This window comes from Rhodovarius crocodyli (assembly GCF_004005855.1).
Taxonomy (GTDB): Bacteria; Pseudomonadota; Alphaproteobacteria; order Acetobacterales; family Acetobacteraceae; genus Rhodovarius; species Rhodovarius crocodyli.
Map to the genome: position 1 here is coordinate 20,412 of NZ_SACL01000012.1, position 18,422 is coordinate 38,833.

Below are 18,422 nucleotides of genomic sequence, written 5' to 3' on the forward strand. Positions count from 1 at the left end.
GATTTAGGCCCAGCGTCGCGAAACCCCGTCGCGCCGTCAAGCGTGAGGTGGGGGCTGTTCGATCACCATCAAGCGGCCCCGCGTCATGAGCGCGAGGATAGCGAAGATGGGCACGCCGAAAAGCCAGACGGCCGACAGCACGCCGATGGCCCCGCCCCCCATGATGAAGGCGAACAGGCCGAGGTCGGGATCGCTGCCGTTCATGGCCGTGGTGGTGGCCGCGCAAGTGCCGAACATCAGCACCGGCGGGACCAGCAGGAACACCCAGAACAGCGCCTTCATGGCCTGGCCGAAGGCGCTGCGCGGGGCGCGTGCGACGAATCGCAGCGGTTTGCTCAAGCGGCGCGGAACGCCGTGGCGCCGGTCTTGTGCAGCAGCGGGTTCTCCGCCTCCGGCAGGTCATGCAGGTGGCAGGCGGCCAGATGCCCGGTGGCATCGGGCTTCAGCAGCGGCTCCTCGGTCTTGCAGCGGGGCATGACATAGGGGCAGCGCGTGTGGAACCGGCAGCCGGAAGGCGGGCGGATCGGGCTCGGCACGTCGCCCTGCAGGACGATGCGGTCGCGCTTCGCCGTGGGGTCGGGCACCGGCACCGCCGACAGCAGCGCCTCCGTGTAGGGGTGGCGCGGTTGGCCGAACAGCGACTTCTTCTCCGCCACCTCGACGATCTTGCCCAGATACATGACGGCCACGCGGTGGGTCATGTGCTCGACGATCGCGAGGTCGTGGCTGATGAACAGCATCGCCAGGCCCAGCTCCTTCTGCAGGTCCTGCAGAAGGTTCACCACCTGCGCCTTCACCGACACGTCGAGCGCGGAGACCGCCTCGTCGCAGATGATGACCTCGGGCTCGGCCGCGAGCGCGCGGGCGATGCCGATGCGCTGGCGCTGGCCGCCCGAGAACTCATGCGGCCAGCGGCCGGCGGCGTCGGTCGGCAGGCGCACGGTATCGAGCGCCTTGGCCACGCGGCGGTCCACATCGGCGCTGTCCTTGGCCAGGCCGAAGTTCAGGATGGGCTCCGCGATGATGTCGCGCACGCGCATGCGCGGGTTCAGGGAGCTGAACGGGTCCTGGAAGACCACCTGCATCTTGCGGCGCAGGGCGCGCAGCGAGGATGCCGGCATGTCGTCGATGCGCTTGCCGTCCAGCACCACCTGGCCCGCGGTCAGCGGGAACAGGCGCAGCACCGACTTGCCCACGGTGGACTTGCCGCAGCCCGATTCACCCACGAGCGACAGTGTCTCACCCCGGCGAATCGAGAAGGAGACGCCATCCACCGCGTAGACATAGCCCTTGGTGGTGCCCAGCAGGCCGCCGCGCAGGGGGAAGTGCTTCTTGAGGTCCGAGACCTCCAGAACGACCGGTGCGGTGCTCATGCTGCGGCTGCCTCCTTCAGGGCGTAATGGCAGGCGGCGACGTGCTCGGGGCCCTTGGTCTCCAGCGCCGGCGCCACGGCGCGGCACAGGTCCGTCGCCTCCGCGCAGCGGCCGGCGAAGACGCAGCCATCGATCTTCTTCTTCAGGCTGGGCACCAGGCCCGGGATCTCGGCCAGGCGCTCCTCATGGCCCGTCAGGGAGGAGCCGAGCTTCGGCACCGACCCCAGCAGGCCGCGGGTGTAGGGATGGCGCGGGTTGGCGAACAGCTTGCCCACCGGCGCTTCCTCGACCTTGCGGCCGGCGTACATGACGATCACGCGCTCGGCCACTTCGGCCACCACGCCCAGGTCATGGGTGATGAGCACGATGGCCGCACCCACGCGGCGCTTCAGGTCGCGCATCAGGTCCAGGATCTGGGCCTGGATGGTCACGTCCAGCGCCGTGGTGGGCTCATCCGCGATCAGCAGCTTCGGGTTGCAGGCGAGCGCGATGGCGATCATCACGCGCTGGCGCATGCCGCCCGAGAGCTGGTGCGGGTATTCCTTCACGCGGCGGCCGGGTTCGGGAATACCCACCAGCTCCAGCATCTCGATCGCCTTCTTCTCGGCGTCGGAGGCGGACATGCCCTGATGCAGGCGCAGCGTCTCACCGATCTGGCGGCCGACGGTCAGCACCGGGTTCAGGCTGGTCATCGGCTCCTGGAAGATCATGCTGATCGAGTTGCCGCGGATCTTGCGCATCTCCTTGTCGGAGAGCTTCAGAAGGTCGCGGCCCTCGAACTTGATCGCGCCCGCGATCTTGCCCGGGGGCTCGGGGATCAGCCGCAGGATCGACATCGAGGTGACCGACTTGCCGCAGCCCGACTCACCCACGATCGCCACCGTCTCACCGGCGTTGACGTGGAAGGTGATGCCGTCGACGGCGCGGTTCACGCCGTCGGGGGTGCGGAAATGGGTCTGCAGGTTCTCGACGGAGAGGAGAGGTTCGGTCATCGCGTCACAGCCTCTTCGCCAGGCGGGGGTCGATGGCGTCACGCAGCCCGTCGCCGAGCAGGTTCACAGCCAGAACCGTGATGGAGAGGAAGATGGCGGGGAAGAAGACGATATACGGCTTCACCTGCCACAGGGCGCGGCCTTCGGCCATGATGTTGCCCCAGCTCGGGATGATCGGCGGGGTGCCCGCGCCGATGAAGCTCAGGATCGCCTCGGTGATCATCGCGGCGGCGCAGACATAGGTGGCCTGCACCGTCAGCGGCGCCAGCGTGTTCGGCAGGATGTGCTTGAACATGATGACGGGGGTGCGGGTGCCGGCGGCGACCGCGGCCTCGACATAGGGCTGCTCACGCAGGGACAGCACGACGCCGCGCACCAGGCGCGACACGCGCGGGACATCCGCGATGGTGATGGCGATGATGACGTTCTGCACGGAACCGCGCGTGAGCGCCATCAGCGCGATGGCCAGCAGGATGGAGGGGATGGACATCAGCCCGTCCATCACGCGCATCACGATGCTGTCGACCACGCGGTTGAAGCCCGCGACGATGCCGATGAACAGGCCGATGACACTGGCCAGGATGGCGACGGAGAAGCCCACCAGCAGCGAGACGCGCGCGCCGTAGAGAACGCGCGAATAGACGTCGCGGCCCAGCATGTCGGTGCCGAACCACCAGCGCGCCGAAGGCTCACGCGTGCGCAGCGCCGGCGCCAGGGCCGTCGGGTCCTTGGTGAACAGATAGGGCGCGAAGATCGCGATGCACAGCATCAACAGCAGCAGGAAACCGCCGATCGCCATGGTCGGGTGACGACGCACGAAGCCGATGAAACCCTTGCGCGGCTTAACCGGGGGAAGGACATCCGGCATGGGCTGCGCAATGGCGAGCCCAGGCGGGATCTGCGCGGGGTCGAACCCCGGCGGAAGGGCGGTGGCGCTCAATAGCGGATCCTCGGATCGAAGACAGTGTAGAGGATGTCGATCGCCAGGTTGACGATCACGTAGACGAAGCTGAACAGCAGCACGACGCCCTGGATGACGGGGTAGTCGCGGCGCAGGATCGCATCGACGGTCAGGCGGCCGAGGCCGGGGATGGCGAAGACGCTCTCGGTCACCACCGCGCCGCCGATCAGGCCGGCGAAGCCGATGCCGACGACGGTGACGATGGGCACGGCCGCGTTCTTCAGCGCATGCACGAACAGGATGGAGGTCTGGCCGGCGCCCTTGGCGCGCGCGGTGCGCACGTAATCCTGGCTCAGCACCTCAAGCATCGAGGCGCGCGTGATGCGCGCGATCAGCGCGATGTACACGCCGCCCAGCGCGACGGCCGGCAGGATCAGGTTCTCCAGCCAGTAGGGAATGCCCTCGGACAGCGGCGTGTAGCCCTGCACCGGCAGCCAATCCAGTTCCAGCGCGAAGGTATAGGCCAGCAGATAGCCCACGACGAAGACCGGGACGGAGAAGCCGAGAACGGCCACGCCCATCACGATGCGGTCGATGGTGGTGCCCTGCTTCCAGGCCGCGATCACGCCCATCGGGATGGCGATGGACAGCGCGAGGCAGAGGGTGACGACCATGAGCGACAGGGTCGGCTCCACGCGCTGCTTGATCATGGTCACGACCGGCAGGTTGGTGAAGATCGACACGCCCAGGTCGCCCTGGACGATACGGAAGGCCCACTCGCCGAACCGCACCAGGAAGGGACGATCGAGGCCGAGCGAGGCGCGGATGCGTTCCACATCCTCGGGCGTTGCCTGGTCGCCGGCAATGACCGCAGCCGGGTCACCGGGGGCGAGATACAGCAACGAGAAGACGAAGAGGGCGACGATCGCCATCACCGGTATGGTGGCGACGACGCGCCTGACAATATAGGCCCACATGCGACCCGGCTCAGCTCCTACTCTAGCGTTCCGGCACCGAGGCACCCCCGATGGGGCGTCCGGCACCTTCGGCCAGTTACGTTGTCAGTGACCCCGCCCATGGCCCTCGCCGGCAAGCCGGCGAAGGCGGAGGAAGGGACACCGTTTCAGGGGAAGGCGTTTCAGGACTTGGAAACGCCCCAGGCGAAGGGCACCGGCGCCTTGACGATGCCCGAGATGTTGCTGCGCCAAGCGGTATAACCCAGGAAGAACCCGGTCGGCGCGTAGGTGACGTGCTCCAGCGAGGCACGGTTGAGGCCACGGATGGCGGCCTTCTCGGCATCCAGGTTCGGCGCGGCATACCATTCCGCGACCTTGGCCTCGGCCTCGGGGATGTTCGGCCAGCCGAACCACGCGCCGTCGCCGGTCGCGCGGATGGCCTGGTAGGCGGCGGGGTTGGTGCAGTCCGCCCCCGCATGCCAGGAGAAGAAGATGTTCCAGCCGCCCTGGGCGGGGGGCGCCTTCACGGCGCGGCGCTGGCCGACGGTGCCCCAGTCGGTGGCCACGAAGTCGACATTCATGCCCAGCCGCTTCAGCAGGTCCGCCGTCACGTCGCCGAAGGCCTTGGTGATGGGCTGATCCTGCGCGGCCAGTACCACGACCGGCTGGTTGGTGTAGCCCGCCTCACGCAGCAGGCGCTTCGCGCCCTCGAGGTCGCGCGGGCCCTTCAGGACCTCGCCGCCTTCCTCGGTGTAGAGCGAGGTGCCCGGCGTGAAGAAGCCCGGCAGCGCCTTCCACAGATTGTCGTCCGAACCGACGACGGCGCGCATGTAGTCTTCCTGGCTCATCGCCATCAGCAGGGCGCGGCGGGCGCGCACGTCGTTGAACGGCGGGTGCAGGTGGTTCAGGCGCATCGTGCCGATATTGCCGAGCGGGTCGGCGATGTCGGTGCGGATGTTGCGGTTGCGGCGCAGGACCGGGATCAGGTCCGACAGCGGGTTCTCCCACCAGTCGACCTCGCCGGACTGCAGGGCCGCCGCGGCCGTCGCGGGGTCCGGCATGACGGTCCATTCCAGGCGGTCGATCAGCACGCGCTTGCCGCCGGCCAGCCAGTTCGCGGGCTCGTCACGGGGCACATAGCCGTCGAACTTCTGGAAAACGGCCTTGGCACCCGGCACCCACTCGTTGCGCACGAAGCGGAAGGGGCCGGAGCCGATGTATTCGCTGATCTGCTGGAAGGGGTCCGTGCGCGCGATGCGCTCGGGCATGATGAAGGCCATGGGCGAGTTGTTCTTGCCCAGGGCGTACAGCATCTTCGGATAGGGAGAGCGCAGCACGATCTTGAAGGTGCGGTCGTCCACCGCCGAGATGTCCACGAGCAGGTCGCGGATCATCAGGCCCATCGTGTCGCGCGCCATCCAGCGCTTCAGGGACTGCACGCAGTCCTTGGCCAGCACGGGCTCGTTGTCATGGAACTTCAGGCCGCTGCGCAGCTTGAAGGTCCAGGTCAGACCGTCGGAGGAGACTTCCTCGCCCTCGGCCATCTGGCGCTGCGGCATCAGGTCGGAGTCCACGCCGTACAGCGTGTCCCACACGTTCACCGAGGCGTTGCGCACCACATACTGGGTGCCCCAGATCGGATCAAAATTGGCGAGGTTCGCCTGCGGTACGAAGCGCAGCGTACGCGCAGCCGCATTCTGCGCCAGAGCGGGCGCGGAAAAGGCGGAAGCGGCGCCGAGCGCGAGGACATCACGACGGTTCATCAAGCTCTCCCAGGAGAGGGGTATGGCCCCTCGTTTGCTGTCTATCACGTAACCTTGGGCGCCTGCCCCGCGCGGCGCCGGGAATCCCCCGCCGCCGCACAGCATGCCGCACTGTATTCAGGCAGGATGCCCCAGCGCGAAGCAAAATTCCAGTGGCCCCGCGACCACCGGCACAGCGTGGCCTCAGCCCTTGCCGAGGCCCCAGAAGACCGTGGTGGGGCTGCGGAACACGCCAGTGACATTCCTGCGCCACACGGAAGGCTGCCAGTAATATCCCACAGGGACATAGGGCAGCACCTGCATGGCCCTCGCGTTCAGCTGCCGGCCGATGGCCTTGGCGGCGTCCTCGTTGGGCGCCTCCAGCCAGGCGGCGCGCAGGCGCTCGATCTCGTCGTCCTGCGGCCAGCCGAACCAGGCATTGGGCCCGTTCGCGCGCAGGAACAGGTGCACCACCGGCAGGTCCAGCGCATCGCCGGAGGCCGTGGTGTGGATCACGCTCCAGCCGCCGCGCTCCACCGGCTCGCGACTCGTGCGGCGCTGCACCAGCGTGCCCCAGTCGACGCTCTGCACCTCGACATTCATGCCCAGCCTGCGCAGCAGATCGGCCGTGACCAGCGAGATCGCGTTGATCTGCGGGTAGTCGCCCGGGGCGATCAGCACCACGCGCTCCCCGTTGTAGCCGGCGGCCGCGAGGGCAGCGCGGCCGCGCTCCACGCTGCGGATCTTGAGGATGTCGCTGCCTTCCTCATTGGCCAGCGGCGTGTCGCAGGTGAACACGCCCTCGCAGGTGCCCCAGCCGGCCGGGTCCTCACCCGCCACCGCGCGCAGGTAGTCGCGCTGGTCGACGGCCATGGCCACCGCCCGGCGGATCTCCACGTTGTTGAAGGGCGCATGCAGGTGGTTGAAGCGCAGCGCGCCGTAGGTGCCGGACTGCAGGCGCTGCTGCACCACCAGCTGGCGGTTGCGGCGCATCAGCGGCAGCAGGTCGTGCAGCGGGTATTCCCAGTAATCCTGCTCACCGGTCTGCATCGCGCTGGCGGCGGTGGAGGGGTCGGAGATGACGGTCCATTCCACGCGGTCCAGCCGCGGCACGCGCCCGCCCGCCAGGCCGCTGATGGGCTCATTGCGCGGCACATAGCGGTCCCACTTCGCCCAGACCGCCTTCTGGCCCGGGTTCCATTCATTGGCGACGAAGCGGAACGGGCCGGAGCCGATGGCCTCGCGGATCTGGGTGTTGGGGTCGGTGTTCGCGATGCGCTCGGGCATCACCGGCACCGGGCCCTGGCTGCGGCCCATCGCCAGCGCCAGGGTCGGGAACGGATGCTTCAGGCGGAAGCGGAAGCGCTTGTCGTCCAGCGCCGCCAACTCATTGGTCGCGGCCCACATCACCTGGCCAAAGGTGTCGCGCGCCGCCCAGCGCTTGATGCTGGCCACACAATCCTTGGCCGTCACGCGCTCCCCGTCATGGAAGAACAGGTTGTCGCGCAGCGTGAAGGTCCAGCTCTTGCCGTCATCCTCGATGGCCCAGCCCTCGACCATCTGCGGCTTGGGCACGCCGTGCTCGTCCACGGAGGTGATGTGGTCGAACACCATCATGCCGTGGTTGCGGGTGACGACCGCCGTGGTCCAGACCGGATCCAGGCTGGTGAGATTGGCCTGCGGGATCACCCGCAGGGTGTTCGCGGCACCCTGCCCCAATGCCGGCGCCGCGAATCCGGCCGCGGCCACACCACCCAACAACGAACGCCGATGCATGGTCTTCTCCATTTTTGGGACCCTGGGGCGAATGTGCGCCGGAGGGCGGGAATGCGGGAAGGTATCATTGAGAGGGGCTTTGCCCGCCTCGAACTCACGCCGCCTAAAGGCGAGGGGCCTTTGGAAACCGGGGGCTGAAAGTGATGGGGGGCCAGGAGCCACAGGCCCTGGGCCGGTGGGGTCTGGGGAGGGCGCCGCCCCCCCCAACTCGGCCTCACCGCATCCGAGCCCTGCGGCTCAGACCCGCTTCAGGTTCCAGAAGATAGCAAAGCCGTTCACCCGGTCGCGCAGGTTGGCGCGATGGGCGGTGACGGACTTGTAGGCACCGACGGGGATGAAGGGCACCTCGTCGAGCGCGGTGGTCTGCATCTCGCGCGCGATGCGCTTCTGCGCGTCCATGTCGGGCGCGTCGAACCACGCGTCGCGCAGTTCCTCCAGCTTCGGAATGCTCGGCCAGCCGAACCAGGCCGAGGCCCCGTTACCGCGCAGCGGGAAATGCCCGGCCGGGTTCATGAAATCCGTCGAGGAGAAGGAGGTGAGGAAGATGTTCCAGCCGCCCTGGTCGATCGGCGCGCGGTTGGCGCGGCGCTGCACCACGGTGCCCCAGTCGGTCAGCACGAAGTCCAGGTTCACGTCCAGCCGGCGCAGCAGGTCGCCCGCCACCTGGGTCATGGCGGCCGGCGCCAGGATGTCCGTGGGGCCGATCAGGCGGATGGTCTGGTTGGTATAGCCCGCCTCGCGCAGCAGCGCCTTCGCCCGGTCCAGGCTGCGCGGCCCGGTCAGGGCCTGCATGCCGGCATCATTGGCCAGCGGGGTGCCGGGGGTGAAGATGCCGCACTTGTCGTCGTACAGCGAGGCATCGGTGCCGACGATCGCCGTCATGAAGTCGGTCTGGCTGATGGCGGGCAGCAGGGCCTGGCGCATCTTCTTGTCGTTGAAGGGGCCGTGCAGGTGGTTGAAGCGCAGCACGCCCGGCAGCGGCTTCTCGTCGATCGGGGCGATGGTGATGTTGCGGTTGCGCCGCATCAGCTGCTGCAGCTCCGGCGGGGGCTGCTCGTACCAGTCGATCTCGTTGGCCTGCAGGGCAGCCGCGCTGGTCGCGGGGTCGGTGATGATCCGCCATTCCACGCGGTCGAAATTCGCGACCTTGGGGCCCGCCGTCAGCGTGGGCGCGCCATCATTGCGCGGCACATAGTCGGCGAAGCGCTCATAGACGACCAGGCTGCCGGAATTGTACTCGCCCTGGACGAACTTGTAGGGGCCGGAACCGATCGCCTCGCGGATCTGCTGGAAGGGGTCGGTGTTCGCCAGACGCTCGGGCATCATGAAGGCGACAGGGTTCACCGGCGCCGCGAGCGACGCGAACAGAAGCGGGAAGGCCTTCTTCAGCCGGAACTGGATGCGCGTGTCATCCAGCGCGGTCAGTTCCTCCAGCTGGCGCTCCAGCTGCTGGCCGGAGGGGTTGCGCTTCATCCAGCGCTTCACGCTGGCCACGCAGTCCTTGGCCGTGACGGAACCGCCGTCATGCCACTTGAGGCCGGCGCGCAGCGTGATGGTCACGCGCTTGCCGTCATCCTCGACGCTGTGGCCCGAGGCCATCTGCGGATGGACGTCGAAGTTGGAATCCATGCCGTACAGGGTGTCGAACACCATGAAGGCGTGGTTGCGGGTGACGTTGGCCGTGGTCCAGATCGGATCCAGGCTGGTCAGATTCGCCTGCGGAACGAAACGCAGCAGGCGCGGCGCCTGCGCGACGGCAGGCGCAGCCATGCCGAGGGCGGCGGCCCCCAGCATCATGTCGCGACGACGCATCATGAAAACTCCCTGTCTTCTGGATGAGAGCGGAGCAATTTAGCGCAACGGCGTCAACTGGCGCGAGACTTGACATGTCAGGCTGTGAGCACGCCCCGGAACTCCCTGAGGAGCTTCATGCGCATCGCTTGGGCAAAATCGGCGTAGTCCGCGCATGAAAGCGCAAAACTGCCCGGCCCGCCGATCACTTCCGCCTCGTAATGCGCCAGCAGGTCGGGTTCCTCGTTCAGCACGGCCAGCCCGTTGATCGTGACACCCGCGGCCACCCCCACATCGCGCACCGGGGCCGGCGCGCGCCCCCGGTTGTTCGCGCCGTCACCCGAGACATCCAGCACCAGCCGCGTCGCCTCCGCCGGGCAGCGTGCCAGCTCCGCAAGGCCCGACACCATGGCCTGGCCGAGCCCGGTCGCCCCGCCGCGCGGAATACGGGGCGCCTGCTCCAGCCGATCGGCGAAGCCCCGGGCGGCTTCCTCACTGTCCAGCAGGCTCCATTCGACCGCGACCTCGGCCGAGCCGGGGTCGGCCCAGAACAGGGCGCACACCGCTACCGAGGCGCGAGGTCCGGCCAGCGCCGCCGCCACCACCTCGGGCGAGCGCAGCGCTTCCGCTAGCCCGCCCACCATCAGCATGAACTCATCAAAATCAACGCTGTCCGACACGTCGATGGCCAGGCACAGCGCGACATCCACGGGCTGCATGATCAGGCTTTCGTGAGAAGGGTTAATACTGTCTAAAAAATGAGTTGCGCTACCGATGGTTGCGCTGTTTACCATTCATTCATGGTTTCCCCCGACTACACCACCCTGCTGTCCCGGAACACGAGCTGGCACGACGCGGCCGCCACGGCCGACGGCACGCCCATGGTGGTGACCTACAGCTTCGCGACCACGGCCGAGGCGGGCAGCACCGGCTTCCAGGCCTTCTCCACCGCGCAGCGCGCCTCCGCCCGGCTGGCGCTGGATGCCTGGGCGGCGGTCTCGGGGCTCAGCTTCGTCGAGGTGCCGGACACCTCGGACGGCACCGGCATCGACATCCGCTTCGACCTGGAACGCCTGTCCAGCATCACGACCATGGGCGTGACCACGCTCGCGCCCTATGGCGACGTGACGATGAATTCCCGGCTGTTCGCCTATGACAGCTTCGCGCCCGACCCCTATCGCGTCTCGTACCAGGCGCTGCTGCACGAGGTGGGGCACGCGCTCGGCCTGTCGCACCCCGCCTCGGACAGCGCGGAGGCGCTGGCCAACACCATCATGGTCTCGGTGCTGGGTACGGGCCGGCCCATCAATGCGCCGCTGGCCTGGGACGTGTCGGCCATCCAGGCGCTGTACGGCACGCCCGCGGATCGCGCGGCGCTGGGCATTTCCTGGAGCTGGGACGCCAACTACGGCGCCGTGCACGGCACCGGAACGGCGGGCGATGACAGCCTGACCGGCACGGCCTGGCGGGACGTGCTGATCGGGGGCGCGGGCGACGACATACTGAACGGGCGCGAGAGCGACGACATACTGGTGCCCGGCATGGGCAACGACACGCTGATCGGGGGCGCGGGCTTCGACACGGTGGTGCTCAACGCGACGCGCGGCGGCGTCACGCTGGATGCGCTGGGCGGCTGGCTGATCAGTGCGGAGGGCACGGACCATATCAGCGGGATCGAGGCCGTGCGGATGCTCGACGGCACGCTCTATCTCTCGCGCCCCGATGCGTTGAGCCGGATCGCCGCCTTGTATGAGGTGGCGCTCGGCCGCACGCCCGACACGGGCGGGCTCGCGCATTGGTGGGCCGAGTTCCAGGCCGGCGCCAGCCTGCGCCAGATCGCGGACGGCTTCCTGGACAGCGCGGAATACGCGGCCGGCCATCCTGTCCGCGTCGGTGCCGATGCGCTGCTGGACCAGGCGGCGGCCCGGCCTGCCTCGCTGCCCGCCGACGGCTTCTGGGTGCCCGACCCCGACGCGCAGCTGGTCGCGCGCCTCTATGAGCTGGCACTCGGCCGCGCGCCGGAGGCCGCCGGCTTCGCGGCCTGGCTGGCGGAGATGGACGGCGGGCTGGATGAGGCCGGTCTCGCGCGCGGGTTCTTCCTGAGCCACGAGGCGGAAAGCAACGGCGGAACGGGCTTTGCCTCGGCCGAGGATCTGCTGGCGGCGGCGCGGACGGATGCGTGGCGCCTGCATGTGGATGGCGTCAGCCTGTTATAAAGTGAATCTATAGCTCGGCACGCGCAACAGCGTTGCGCGGATGCCATGCCACTTATAATAAACGCACAAAGGGCCGCGGGAACTTCGCGCGCCGTATCGCCCCATGAGGCCAATCCAGGAGGAAACCATGGTCCTGTCCCGGCGCACCCTGATGGGTGCGGCTGCTGCTGCCGCGTCGCTTGCCGCCCCGCGGGTTCATGCACAGCCCTGGGCGCCCAGCCGCACCGTCACCATTCTCATCCCCTTCGCGGCGGGTGGCGCGACTGACGTGATGGGCCGGCTGATCGCGGGCCCGATGAGCCAGAAGCTGGGCCAGACCGTGGTGGTCGAGAACATGGCGGGTGGCTCCGGCGGCGTGGCCGCCGCGCGGGTGCTACGCACGGCGGCCGACGGGCACATGCTGTTCCTGGGCCATGTCGGCGTGTTCGCGCTGAACTATCACCTGTTCAACCGCCTGCCCTATGGCCAGGACGATTTCGCGGCCATCGGCATGGTGGCCACCAACCCGATGATCCTGCTGACCTCGCGCAACTCCGGCATCACGACCATGCCGCAGCTGCGCCAGGCGGCCTCCACCCGCAGGCTCTCAATCGGCAGCTCCGGCCTCGGCACCACGCTGCACATGGGCGGCGTGATGGCCAACCAGGCTCTCGGCGGCGGCGGTGAGCTGATCCCCTATCGCGGCGGCGGCCCGGCCCTGAACGACCTCTACGCCGGGGTGCTGGACGTGGTGGTGGACCAGGCGCTGACCGCCCTGCCCGCGCTGGACAACGGCGCCAAGGCCATTGCGGTAACGGGCCCTTCCCGCCTGCCGCAGATCCCCGACGTGCCGACCACGACGGAGGCCGGGCTGCCGGGGCTGAGCCTTGAGGTGTGGAACATCCTGACCGCGCACAAGAACACGCCCGCACCGATCATCCAGGCCTGCAACGAGGCGCTGAACCACGCGCTCGACGACGCTCACGTCAAAACGCGCTTCGCCGCGGCCTCCGCACGGGTTCCCAACGGGGCCGAACGGAGCCCAGAATACAGCGCGAATTTCATGCGTTCCGAGGCCGAGGCCTGGGGCCGCTTCATCCGCGAGGCGAGGATCGAACGAGAATAATGACTCCCGGTAAACCTCTCGAGGGCCTTCTGGTCGTCTCGATGGAGCAGGCGGTGGCTGCCCCCGTCTGCTCCGGCAAGCTGGCCGATGCCGGCGCGCGCGTCATCAAGATCGAGCGCGCCGAAGGCGACTTCGCCCGTGGCTATGACGCCGCCTGCAACGGGCAATCCACCTATTTCGTCTGGCTGAACCGCGGCAAGGAATCCGTGGTGCTGGACATCAAGAACCCGGCCGACAAGGCGGTGCTGGCCAACCTGCTGGCCCAGGCCGACGTGTTCATCCAGAACCTGGCACCGGGTGCGATGGGCCGCGCGGGCTTCGGCTCCGCCGAGTTGCGCGCGAAGCACCCGAAGCTGATCACCGTCGACATCTCGGGCTATGGCGAGGAAGGCGAATACGCCTCCATGAAGGCCTATGACCTGCTGGTGCAGGCGGAATCGGGCCTGGCCAGCGTGACCGGCCGCCCCGAGGGCCCGGGCCGCGTCGGCTTCTCGGTCTGCGACATCGCCTGCGGCACCATGGCCCATGCGGCCGTGCTGGAGGCGCTGATCGAGCGCGGCATCACCGGCCGCGGCAAGGGCGTCGCGGTCAGCCTGTTCGACGGCATGGCGGATTGGATGAACGTGCCGCTGTTGTATTTCGAAGGCACCGGCAAGGCGCCGGGGCGCATCGGCCTGGCCCATCCCTCCATCTGCCCCTATGGCGCCTTTGAAACCAGCGACGGCGCGCTGGTGCTGATCTCGATCCAGAACGAGCGCGAATGGGCCAAGTTCTGCGCCCTGTTCCTGGGCGAGCCCGACCTGCCCAAGCGGGAAGGCTTCCGCACCAATGTGGAGCGCGTGGCGCAGCGCCCGATGGTCGATGCCCATGTGGGCGCGGGCTTCAAGCGGCTGACGCGCGCGGATTGCGCCACCCGCCTGAATGAGGCCGGCATCGCCTATGGCTTCGTGAACGGGGTGGACGGGCTGTCCAAGCACCCTGCCCTGCGCCGCGTGGCGGTGGAGACCGAGGCGGGCGTGGTGCAGGTGGCTGCCCCCGCCGCCCGCTTCTCCGATGGCCTGCGCGCCTTCGGCCCCGTGCCGAAGCTGGGCGAGCACACGGACAAGGTGCGCGCCGAGTTCGGCTGAACCCGGCGCCCTGGCAGGGTCAGGCGTACATGGTCAGGCGGCCAGCGCCTGACCCGCCTGCCGGATGATGCCCCGCAGCGCTTCCTCCTGCATCGCGCCCAGCGCATCGAAGGCGACGCCCACACCATCGGCGTCACGGCGCACCACCCGGGCCTCGACCGGCGACAGGCCCGGAATGTTCAGCCGCAGCAGGCGGGCATGGGCGGGCACCGCCGCCTCCAGCCGCGCCCCGCCCGCCGACAGGTCGCGGATGCGCCCCGCGATCGGCTTGCCGTCCACCAGAACCTCGACGGCCAGGCCGCTGTCGATCTGCACCCGCTGCTCCTGCCGGCGGTCAAGCTCCGTGATGCGGGAGCGCATCAGCCCGGTGATGTGCCCGCCCAGGCTTTCCATGGCCCTCACCACCTCATCGGTGCCGCTGCGCACCAGATCGGCACGCTGCGCCCCTTCGCGGACACCCACCGAGAGGTTGTCGATCTCACCGGCCACATCCTGCACGCCGCCCGAGAGCTGCTCGATGGCGCGCGCGATGTCGCGGGTGGTGGCGGACTGTTCCTCGATCGCGGCGCCGATGGCCACCGCCACCTGGTCGATCTGCCCCACCGCATCCGCGACCCCGCGCATGACCTGCAGCGCCTCACGCGCGGAGCCGTCGATGGCGGCGATGCGGCTGCCGATCTCCTCCGTGCTGCGGGCGGTCTGGGCGGCGAGGTTCTTCACCTCGGTCGCGACCACCGCGAAGCCCTTGCCGGCCTCACCGGCGCGGGCGGCCTCGATGGTGGCGTTCAGCGCCAGCAGGTTGGTCCGCGCCGCGATATCCGCGATCAGGTCCGCGACCTTGCCGACCTCCGCCATGTTGCCGCTCAGCTCGTCGAACACCTGGCGGCCCTGCTCGGTCAGCCCCACCGCATCACGCGTGACGCGGCTGGCGCGGGCCATCTGCTCGGCCACCTCGCCCACCGCCTTGGCCAGTTCGCCGGTGGAGTGCGCGGCGCTCTCGGCCTCTCGCCGGCTGTCGGCGGAGATGTCGGCGGCGCTGCCGGCGGAGGCCGCGGCCCGGTTCGCGATCTCGGACAGGGCCCCGGTCATGGAGGCCAGCTCACCCGCACGCGTGCTGACCTTGCGGACAGCCAGCGAGGTCTCGTGCTCGATGACGCCCGCCATCTCGATCAGGGCCTCGCTGCGGGCGGCGACGGCGCGCTGCTCCATCGCCACGCGCTCGGCCGCATGGCTCTGCGCTTCCCGGGCGGCCTGCTGATAGGCCCGCGTGGCCTGGGCCAGCGCGCCCAGCTCATCCTTGCGGGGGATGGCGGGAATGGCGGTCTCGACCCTGCCCGCCGTGATGTCCGTCAACGCCGCCACGATGCCGCGCATGGGCCGCACGACCTGACGCATCACTGACCACCCGGCACCGGCCACCAGCATCACGCCCAGCACCAGGAAACCCAGGTCGCGGATCAGGGCGATGTTGGCGCTGCGGCCGTCCTCCTGCAGGCGCTGGCCGAGGCTTTCGGTCATGGCGGCCTGGGCGGCGCGCAGCCCGTCGATGGCCGTCGTGCTCAGGCTCCACCATTGCGGGGCGCCGAGCGGCCATTCGGCGCCGCTCATTCCCGCCTGCAGCACCCTGGCGCGCGTCGGGGCGAAATCGCGTTCCAGCGCGGCCAGGGCGGCTGTCACCGGCTGGGCGACATCCGCGGGCAGCAGCGCCAGGCGGGGCAGCATGCGTTCCCGCGCGCCCATCACATGCCCTTCGGCGAAGCCAAGCTGCTGGACCTCAGACGGATCGAGCGCGCGGCGGGCGGCGATGGCGCCGTTCACCACGCCGCGTTCACGGCCCAGGAACTCACGCATTTCGGCCAGCGCGTCACGCACGCCGTACATCCGGTCGGCCGCGGCCTCATGACGGATCTCGGCCTCCAGCGCCCGGCGCAGGGCGGTCACCGCCTCGATCCGGCGAGAGGTGGCGGCGAACCAATCGGCGGCAGCGGGCCGGGAGGCGCCGCCCGCATCGATCGCCCGGCGCATCTCCTCCACCGCCTGCACGGCGTAGGCCTGGCTGTCACGGGCAGCGGCGACGCGGGCGCTCTGGCCTGCCAACAGGCCGATGCCCGTCATGGTGCGTGCCAGCGCGGCCTCGCCTTCCTCACGGGAACGACGGACGGATGCCCAGGCCTGCGGGTTGCCGTCGCCGCTGAGAAGCAGGCCGTTGGCCACCCCGCGCTCAGCCGCTAAGGCGGCTTCGGCTGTCATCAGCGCATGGGTTTCACGCGAGACCTTCGAACTGGCGTCGGTGGCCAGCAATGCGTCCCAGGCCCGGTTGACGCCGGAGCCGAGCAGAATGACCAGAACCAGACCAAGAACGAACACCGGCATCATCAGCCGCACGCCAATATTCATGACAGCCTCGCTTCATCTGTGCGTTGCTGCCCGGATACGATCTCCCTGTTAACGACTCCTTCCCGCGACCACGGGCGACGATTAAAAGGCGATCATTTTCCCATGATCCGCCGGGCACAAAAAAAGGGCCGGGGATGACCCCGGCCCTTTCGCATGGCGTCCTCGCGGACGGTTCAGCTGCGCGGCGCGGTGCTGCTGGCCGGGCGGGCCTGGCGCTCGGCGGCCGGGCGCTGCGCGGGGCGCGCGTTGGCCGGGCGATGCGTGGTGCTGGAGGCGCTGCGCGTGGCGGTGCCGCAGGCGGTCGGGCTGTAGACCTGCGAGATCTGGCGCTGCTGAGAGAGCTGCGCGAGCTGGTCGCGGGTGGTCGAGGCCAGCGCCGCCGGGAACAGGCCGGCCTGGTTGCTGCAGAACAGGCTGCCCTGGCTGATGCCGACCTGGCTGTGGCCGTTCGCGGTGTTGGTGATGTACTCGTCCAGGCGACGCTGGCCGGCACCGCCGTAGACGCGGCGGAAGTGGCGCTGCACCTGATTGTACACGCTGCCCAGCGTGCCGCGGTGCTGCGTGACGAAGCGGTTGTACTGCTCTTCCTGCTGGCAGGTCAGGGCCAGGACCATCAGCTGGCTCTGCAGGGCGCGGATATCGAGCGCGGAGCGCTCCTCCGGCGTGGCGCAGGTCGGGCCGTTGGCAAAGGCCGGGGTGGCGAGACTGGCGGCCAGCAGGCCCGTCATAACGGTACGAATGGGCGACATGGGCGCCATCTCTCCGGTTCTGAAAAAGAGGTATCGAGCCCTTCTTTTAGACTCGAAAACGGCGCGCGCGAAGCCCCTATATAATCGTTACAATTCAAGTCCGTATGGCAATTCTTGAGTAAATTGCTGTAAGTTCACGCGGCCGGACGGCTTTTTTGCAGCCGCGCCACCCCCGCCAGCCTGCGGTCGAGAAAGGCCATCACCTGCGGCATGTTGCCCGCCGGCTGGCGCAGCCAGAAGGCCAGTGTGGCGCTGTAGACCGCGACCAGCGTGGCGCGCCGCGTATAGCGGGAGATGTCGCTGGAGGTATCCCCCGCAGCCATCCACATCGCGTCCGCCGTCTCGGCCACCAGCCGCATCCCCAGCGGCGCATTCCACGGCAGGGCCAGCACCGCCATGGCCTGGCGCACGGCCTCGCGATGGGGTTCGGCGCGGGTAAGCCGGCACTCGATCAGGCGGCGGATGCGCGCCGGGGTGCGCAGCCCGTCAAGCTCGCCCGCATCCTCCACCATCAGCCGGTCCGCGCGGCGGCTCATGGCGGCCACGGCATCGCGCGGGCCGCCGGGAAAGGCGTTGAGCGCCAGGGCCTCGTCGCCCGCCGCCTGTGCCAGGGCCCGCCGGGTCCAGCCCAGTTGCGGCACCAGCGCCTGCACCCTGTCCAGCAGCGCGTCCTCAGGCATGGCCCTGGGCCCTCGCGAGTTCCTCGGTGAACCCCAGCTTCGTCAGGTCTGGCATGCGGCTGAGGTAGAGGATGCCGTCCAGGTGGTCCGTCTCATGCTGCATCACCCGGGCGGCAAGCCCCTCGGCGGTGCCCTCGACAGGGTCACCGTTCGCGTCCAGCCCCTCGAAGCGGATGCGGGACGCACGCGGCACCTCGCCCCTGATGCCGGGGATGGAGAGGCAGCCTTCCCAAGCGGCCTCGACCGGCCCTTCCAGCGGCGTAAGTATCGGATTAAACAGCACTTCCACCCCACCTGCCCCCCGCCAGACGAACAGGCGCAGCGGCACATGGACCTGTGGTGCCGCAAGCCCCACCCCACCCGCATCCAGCATCGTCTCCGCCATGTCCGCCACCAGGCGGCGGATCTCGGGGTGGTGGGGGTCGGCAACGGGTTCCGCCCGCTGCAGCAGCACGGGGTGACCCATGCGCGCGATCTTCAGGATGGCCATGGGGCCAATCTGGCAATGCATTTCCGCAGAGAAAAGCCCTTTTCCCGCGCAGGATGAAAGCGTATACGGCACTCCAACAGCGGCGCTGCCGGATTCCCGGATTGGCGGCGCACGTTTTCGTTTAACT

The 18,422-nt window shown here is 68.9% G+C and carries 16 protein-coding genes; 3 read left to right on the plus strand and 13 right to left on the minus strand.

What is annotated here, in order from left to right:
- Positions 1-36 precede the first annotated feature (36 nt).
- From EOD42_RS23005 to EOD42_RS23045, 9 genes are all read right to left on the minus strand, one after another.
- Complete coding sequence (locus EOD42_RS23005; protein ID WP_127789941.1) at positions 37-339, minus strand: hypothetical protein; 303 nt, start codon at positions 337-339, stop codon at positions 37-39.
- Complete coding sequence (locus EOD42_RS23010) at positions 336-1,373, minus strand: ABC transporter ATP-binding protein (protein WP_127789942.1); 1,038 nt, start codon at positions 1,371-1,373, stop codon at positions 336-338. Before EOD42_RS23010 ends, EOD42_RS23005 begins: the two co-directional genes overlap by 4 nt.
- Positions 1,370-2,365 (minus strand): ABC transporter ATP-binding protein, encoded by a 996-nt coding sequence (locus EOD42_RS23015; protein ID WP_127789943.1) that lies wholly within the window; start codon positions 2,363-2,365, stop codon positions 1,370-1,372. The genes EOD42_RS23010 and EOD42_RS23015 overlap by 4 nt, the downstream gene beginning before the upstream one ends.
- Positions 2,366-2,369: 4 nt before the next feature.
- Entirely contained in the window at positions 2,370-3,305 is a 936-nt protein-coding gene (locus EOD42_RS23020) for an ABC transporter permease (RefSeq protein ID WP_456308128.1), read from the minus strand.
- On the minus strand, positions 3,302-4,243 hold the full coding sequence (locus EOD42_RS23025) for an ABC transporter permease (RefSeq protein ID WP_127789944.1): 942 nt from the start codon (positions 4,241-4,243) through the stop codon (positions 3,302-3,304). The genes EOD42_RS23020 and EOD42_RS23025 overlap by 4 nt, the downstream gene beginning before the upstream one ends.
- A 161-nt stretch (positions 4,244-4,404) precedes the next feature.
- Positions 4,405-5,985 (minus strand): ABC transporter substrate-binding protein, encoded by a 1,581-nt coding sequence (locus tag EOD42_RS23030; protein ID WP_127789945.1) that lies wholly within the window; start codon positions 5,983-5,985, stop codon positions 4,405-4,407.
- Positions 5,986-6,168: 183 nt separating this feature from the next.
- Positions 6,169-7,740, minus strand: a complete 1,572-nt coding sequence (locus EOD42_RS23035; RefSeq protein WP_127789946.1) for an ABC transporter substrate-binding protein — start codon at positions 7,738-7,740, stop codon at positions 6,169-6,171.
- 237 nt (positions 7,741-7,977) lie between these two features.
- The gene (locus EOD42_RS23040; protein WP_127790019.1) at positions 7,978-9,552 is read right to left on the minus strand and encodes an ABC transporter substrate-binding protein; all 1,575 of its coding nucleotides are present in this window, start codon (positions 9,550-9,552) and stop codon (positions 7,978-7,980) included.
- Positions 9,553-9,629: 77 nt separating this feature from the next.
- On the minus strand, positions 9,630-10,250 hold the full coding sequence (locus EOD42_RS23045) for a DUF1194 domain-containing protein (protein ID WP_127789947.1): 621 nt from the start codon (positions 10,248-10,250) through the stop codon (positions 9,630-9,632).
- A gap of 81 nt (positions 10,251-10,331) precedes the next feature.
- Between EOD42_RS23045 and EOD42_RS23050 the strand changes: the two genes are divergently transcribed.
- The 3 genes from EOD42_RS23050 (at position 10,332) to EOD42_RS23060 (ending at position 13,979) form a co-directional block, all read left to right on the plus strand.
- The gene (locus EOD42_RS23050) at positions 10,332-11,747 is read left to right on the plus strand and encodes a DUF4214 domain-containing protein (RefSeq protein ID WP_164868085.1); all 1,416 of its coding nucleotides are present in this window, start codon (positions 10,332-10,334) and stop codon (positions 11,745-11,747) included.
- 127 nt (positions 11,748-11,874) lie between these two features.
- Positions 11,875-12,852, plus strand: a complete 978-nt coding sequence (locus EOD42_RS23055) for a Bug family tripartite tricarboxylate transporter substrate binding protein (RefSeq protein ID WP_164868086.1) — start codon at positions 11,875-11,877, stop codon at positions 12,850-12,852.
- Positions 12,852-13,979, plus strand: coding sequence for a CaiB/BaiF CoA transferase family protein (locus tag EOD42_RS23060; protein ID WP_127789950.1), 1,128 nt, complete (start codon positions 12,852-12,854; stop codon positions 13,977-13,979). Before EOD42_RS23055 ends, EOD42_RS23060 begins: the two co-directional genes overlap by 1 nt.
- Before the next feature lie 33 nt (positions 13,980-14,012).
- On the opposite strand, the gene EOD42_RS23065 is transcribed toward EOD42_RS23060, so the two are convergent.
- The 4 genes from EOD42_RS23065 to def form a co-directional block, all read right to left on the minus strand.
- Positions 14,013-16,376 (minus strand): methyl-accepting chemotaxis protein, encoded by a 2,364-nt coding sequence (locus EOD42_RS23065; RefSeq protein WP_127789951.1) that lies wholly within the window; start codon positions 16,374-16,376, stop codon positions 14,013-14,015.
- 173 nt (positions 16,377-16,549) lie between these two features.
- The gene (locus EOD42_RS23070) at positions 16,550-17,125 is read right to left on the minus strand and encodes a hypothetical protein (protein WP_127789952.1); all 576 of its coding nucleotides are present in this window, start codon (positions 17,123-17,125) and stop codon (positions 16,550-16,552) included.
- A 134-nt stretch (positions 17,126-17,259) separates the two neighbouring features.
- The gene (locus EOD42_RS23075; RefSeq protein WP_127789953.1) at positions 17,260-17,805 is read right to left on the minus strand and encodes a COQ9 family protein; all 546 of its coding nucleotides are present in this window, start codon (positions 17,803-17,805) and stop codon (positions 17,260-17,262) included.
- Positions 17,798-18,295, minus strand: a complete 498-nt coding sequence (gene def, locus EOD42_RS23080; RefSeq protein WP_127789954.1) for a peptide deformylase — start codon at positions 18,293-18,295, stop codon at positions 17,798-17,800. Before def ends, EOD42_RS23075 begins: the two co-directional genes overlap by 8 nt.
- Between the last annotated feature and the right edge of the window lie 127 nt (positions 18,296-18,422).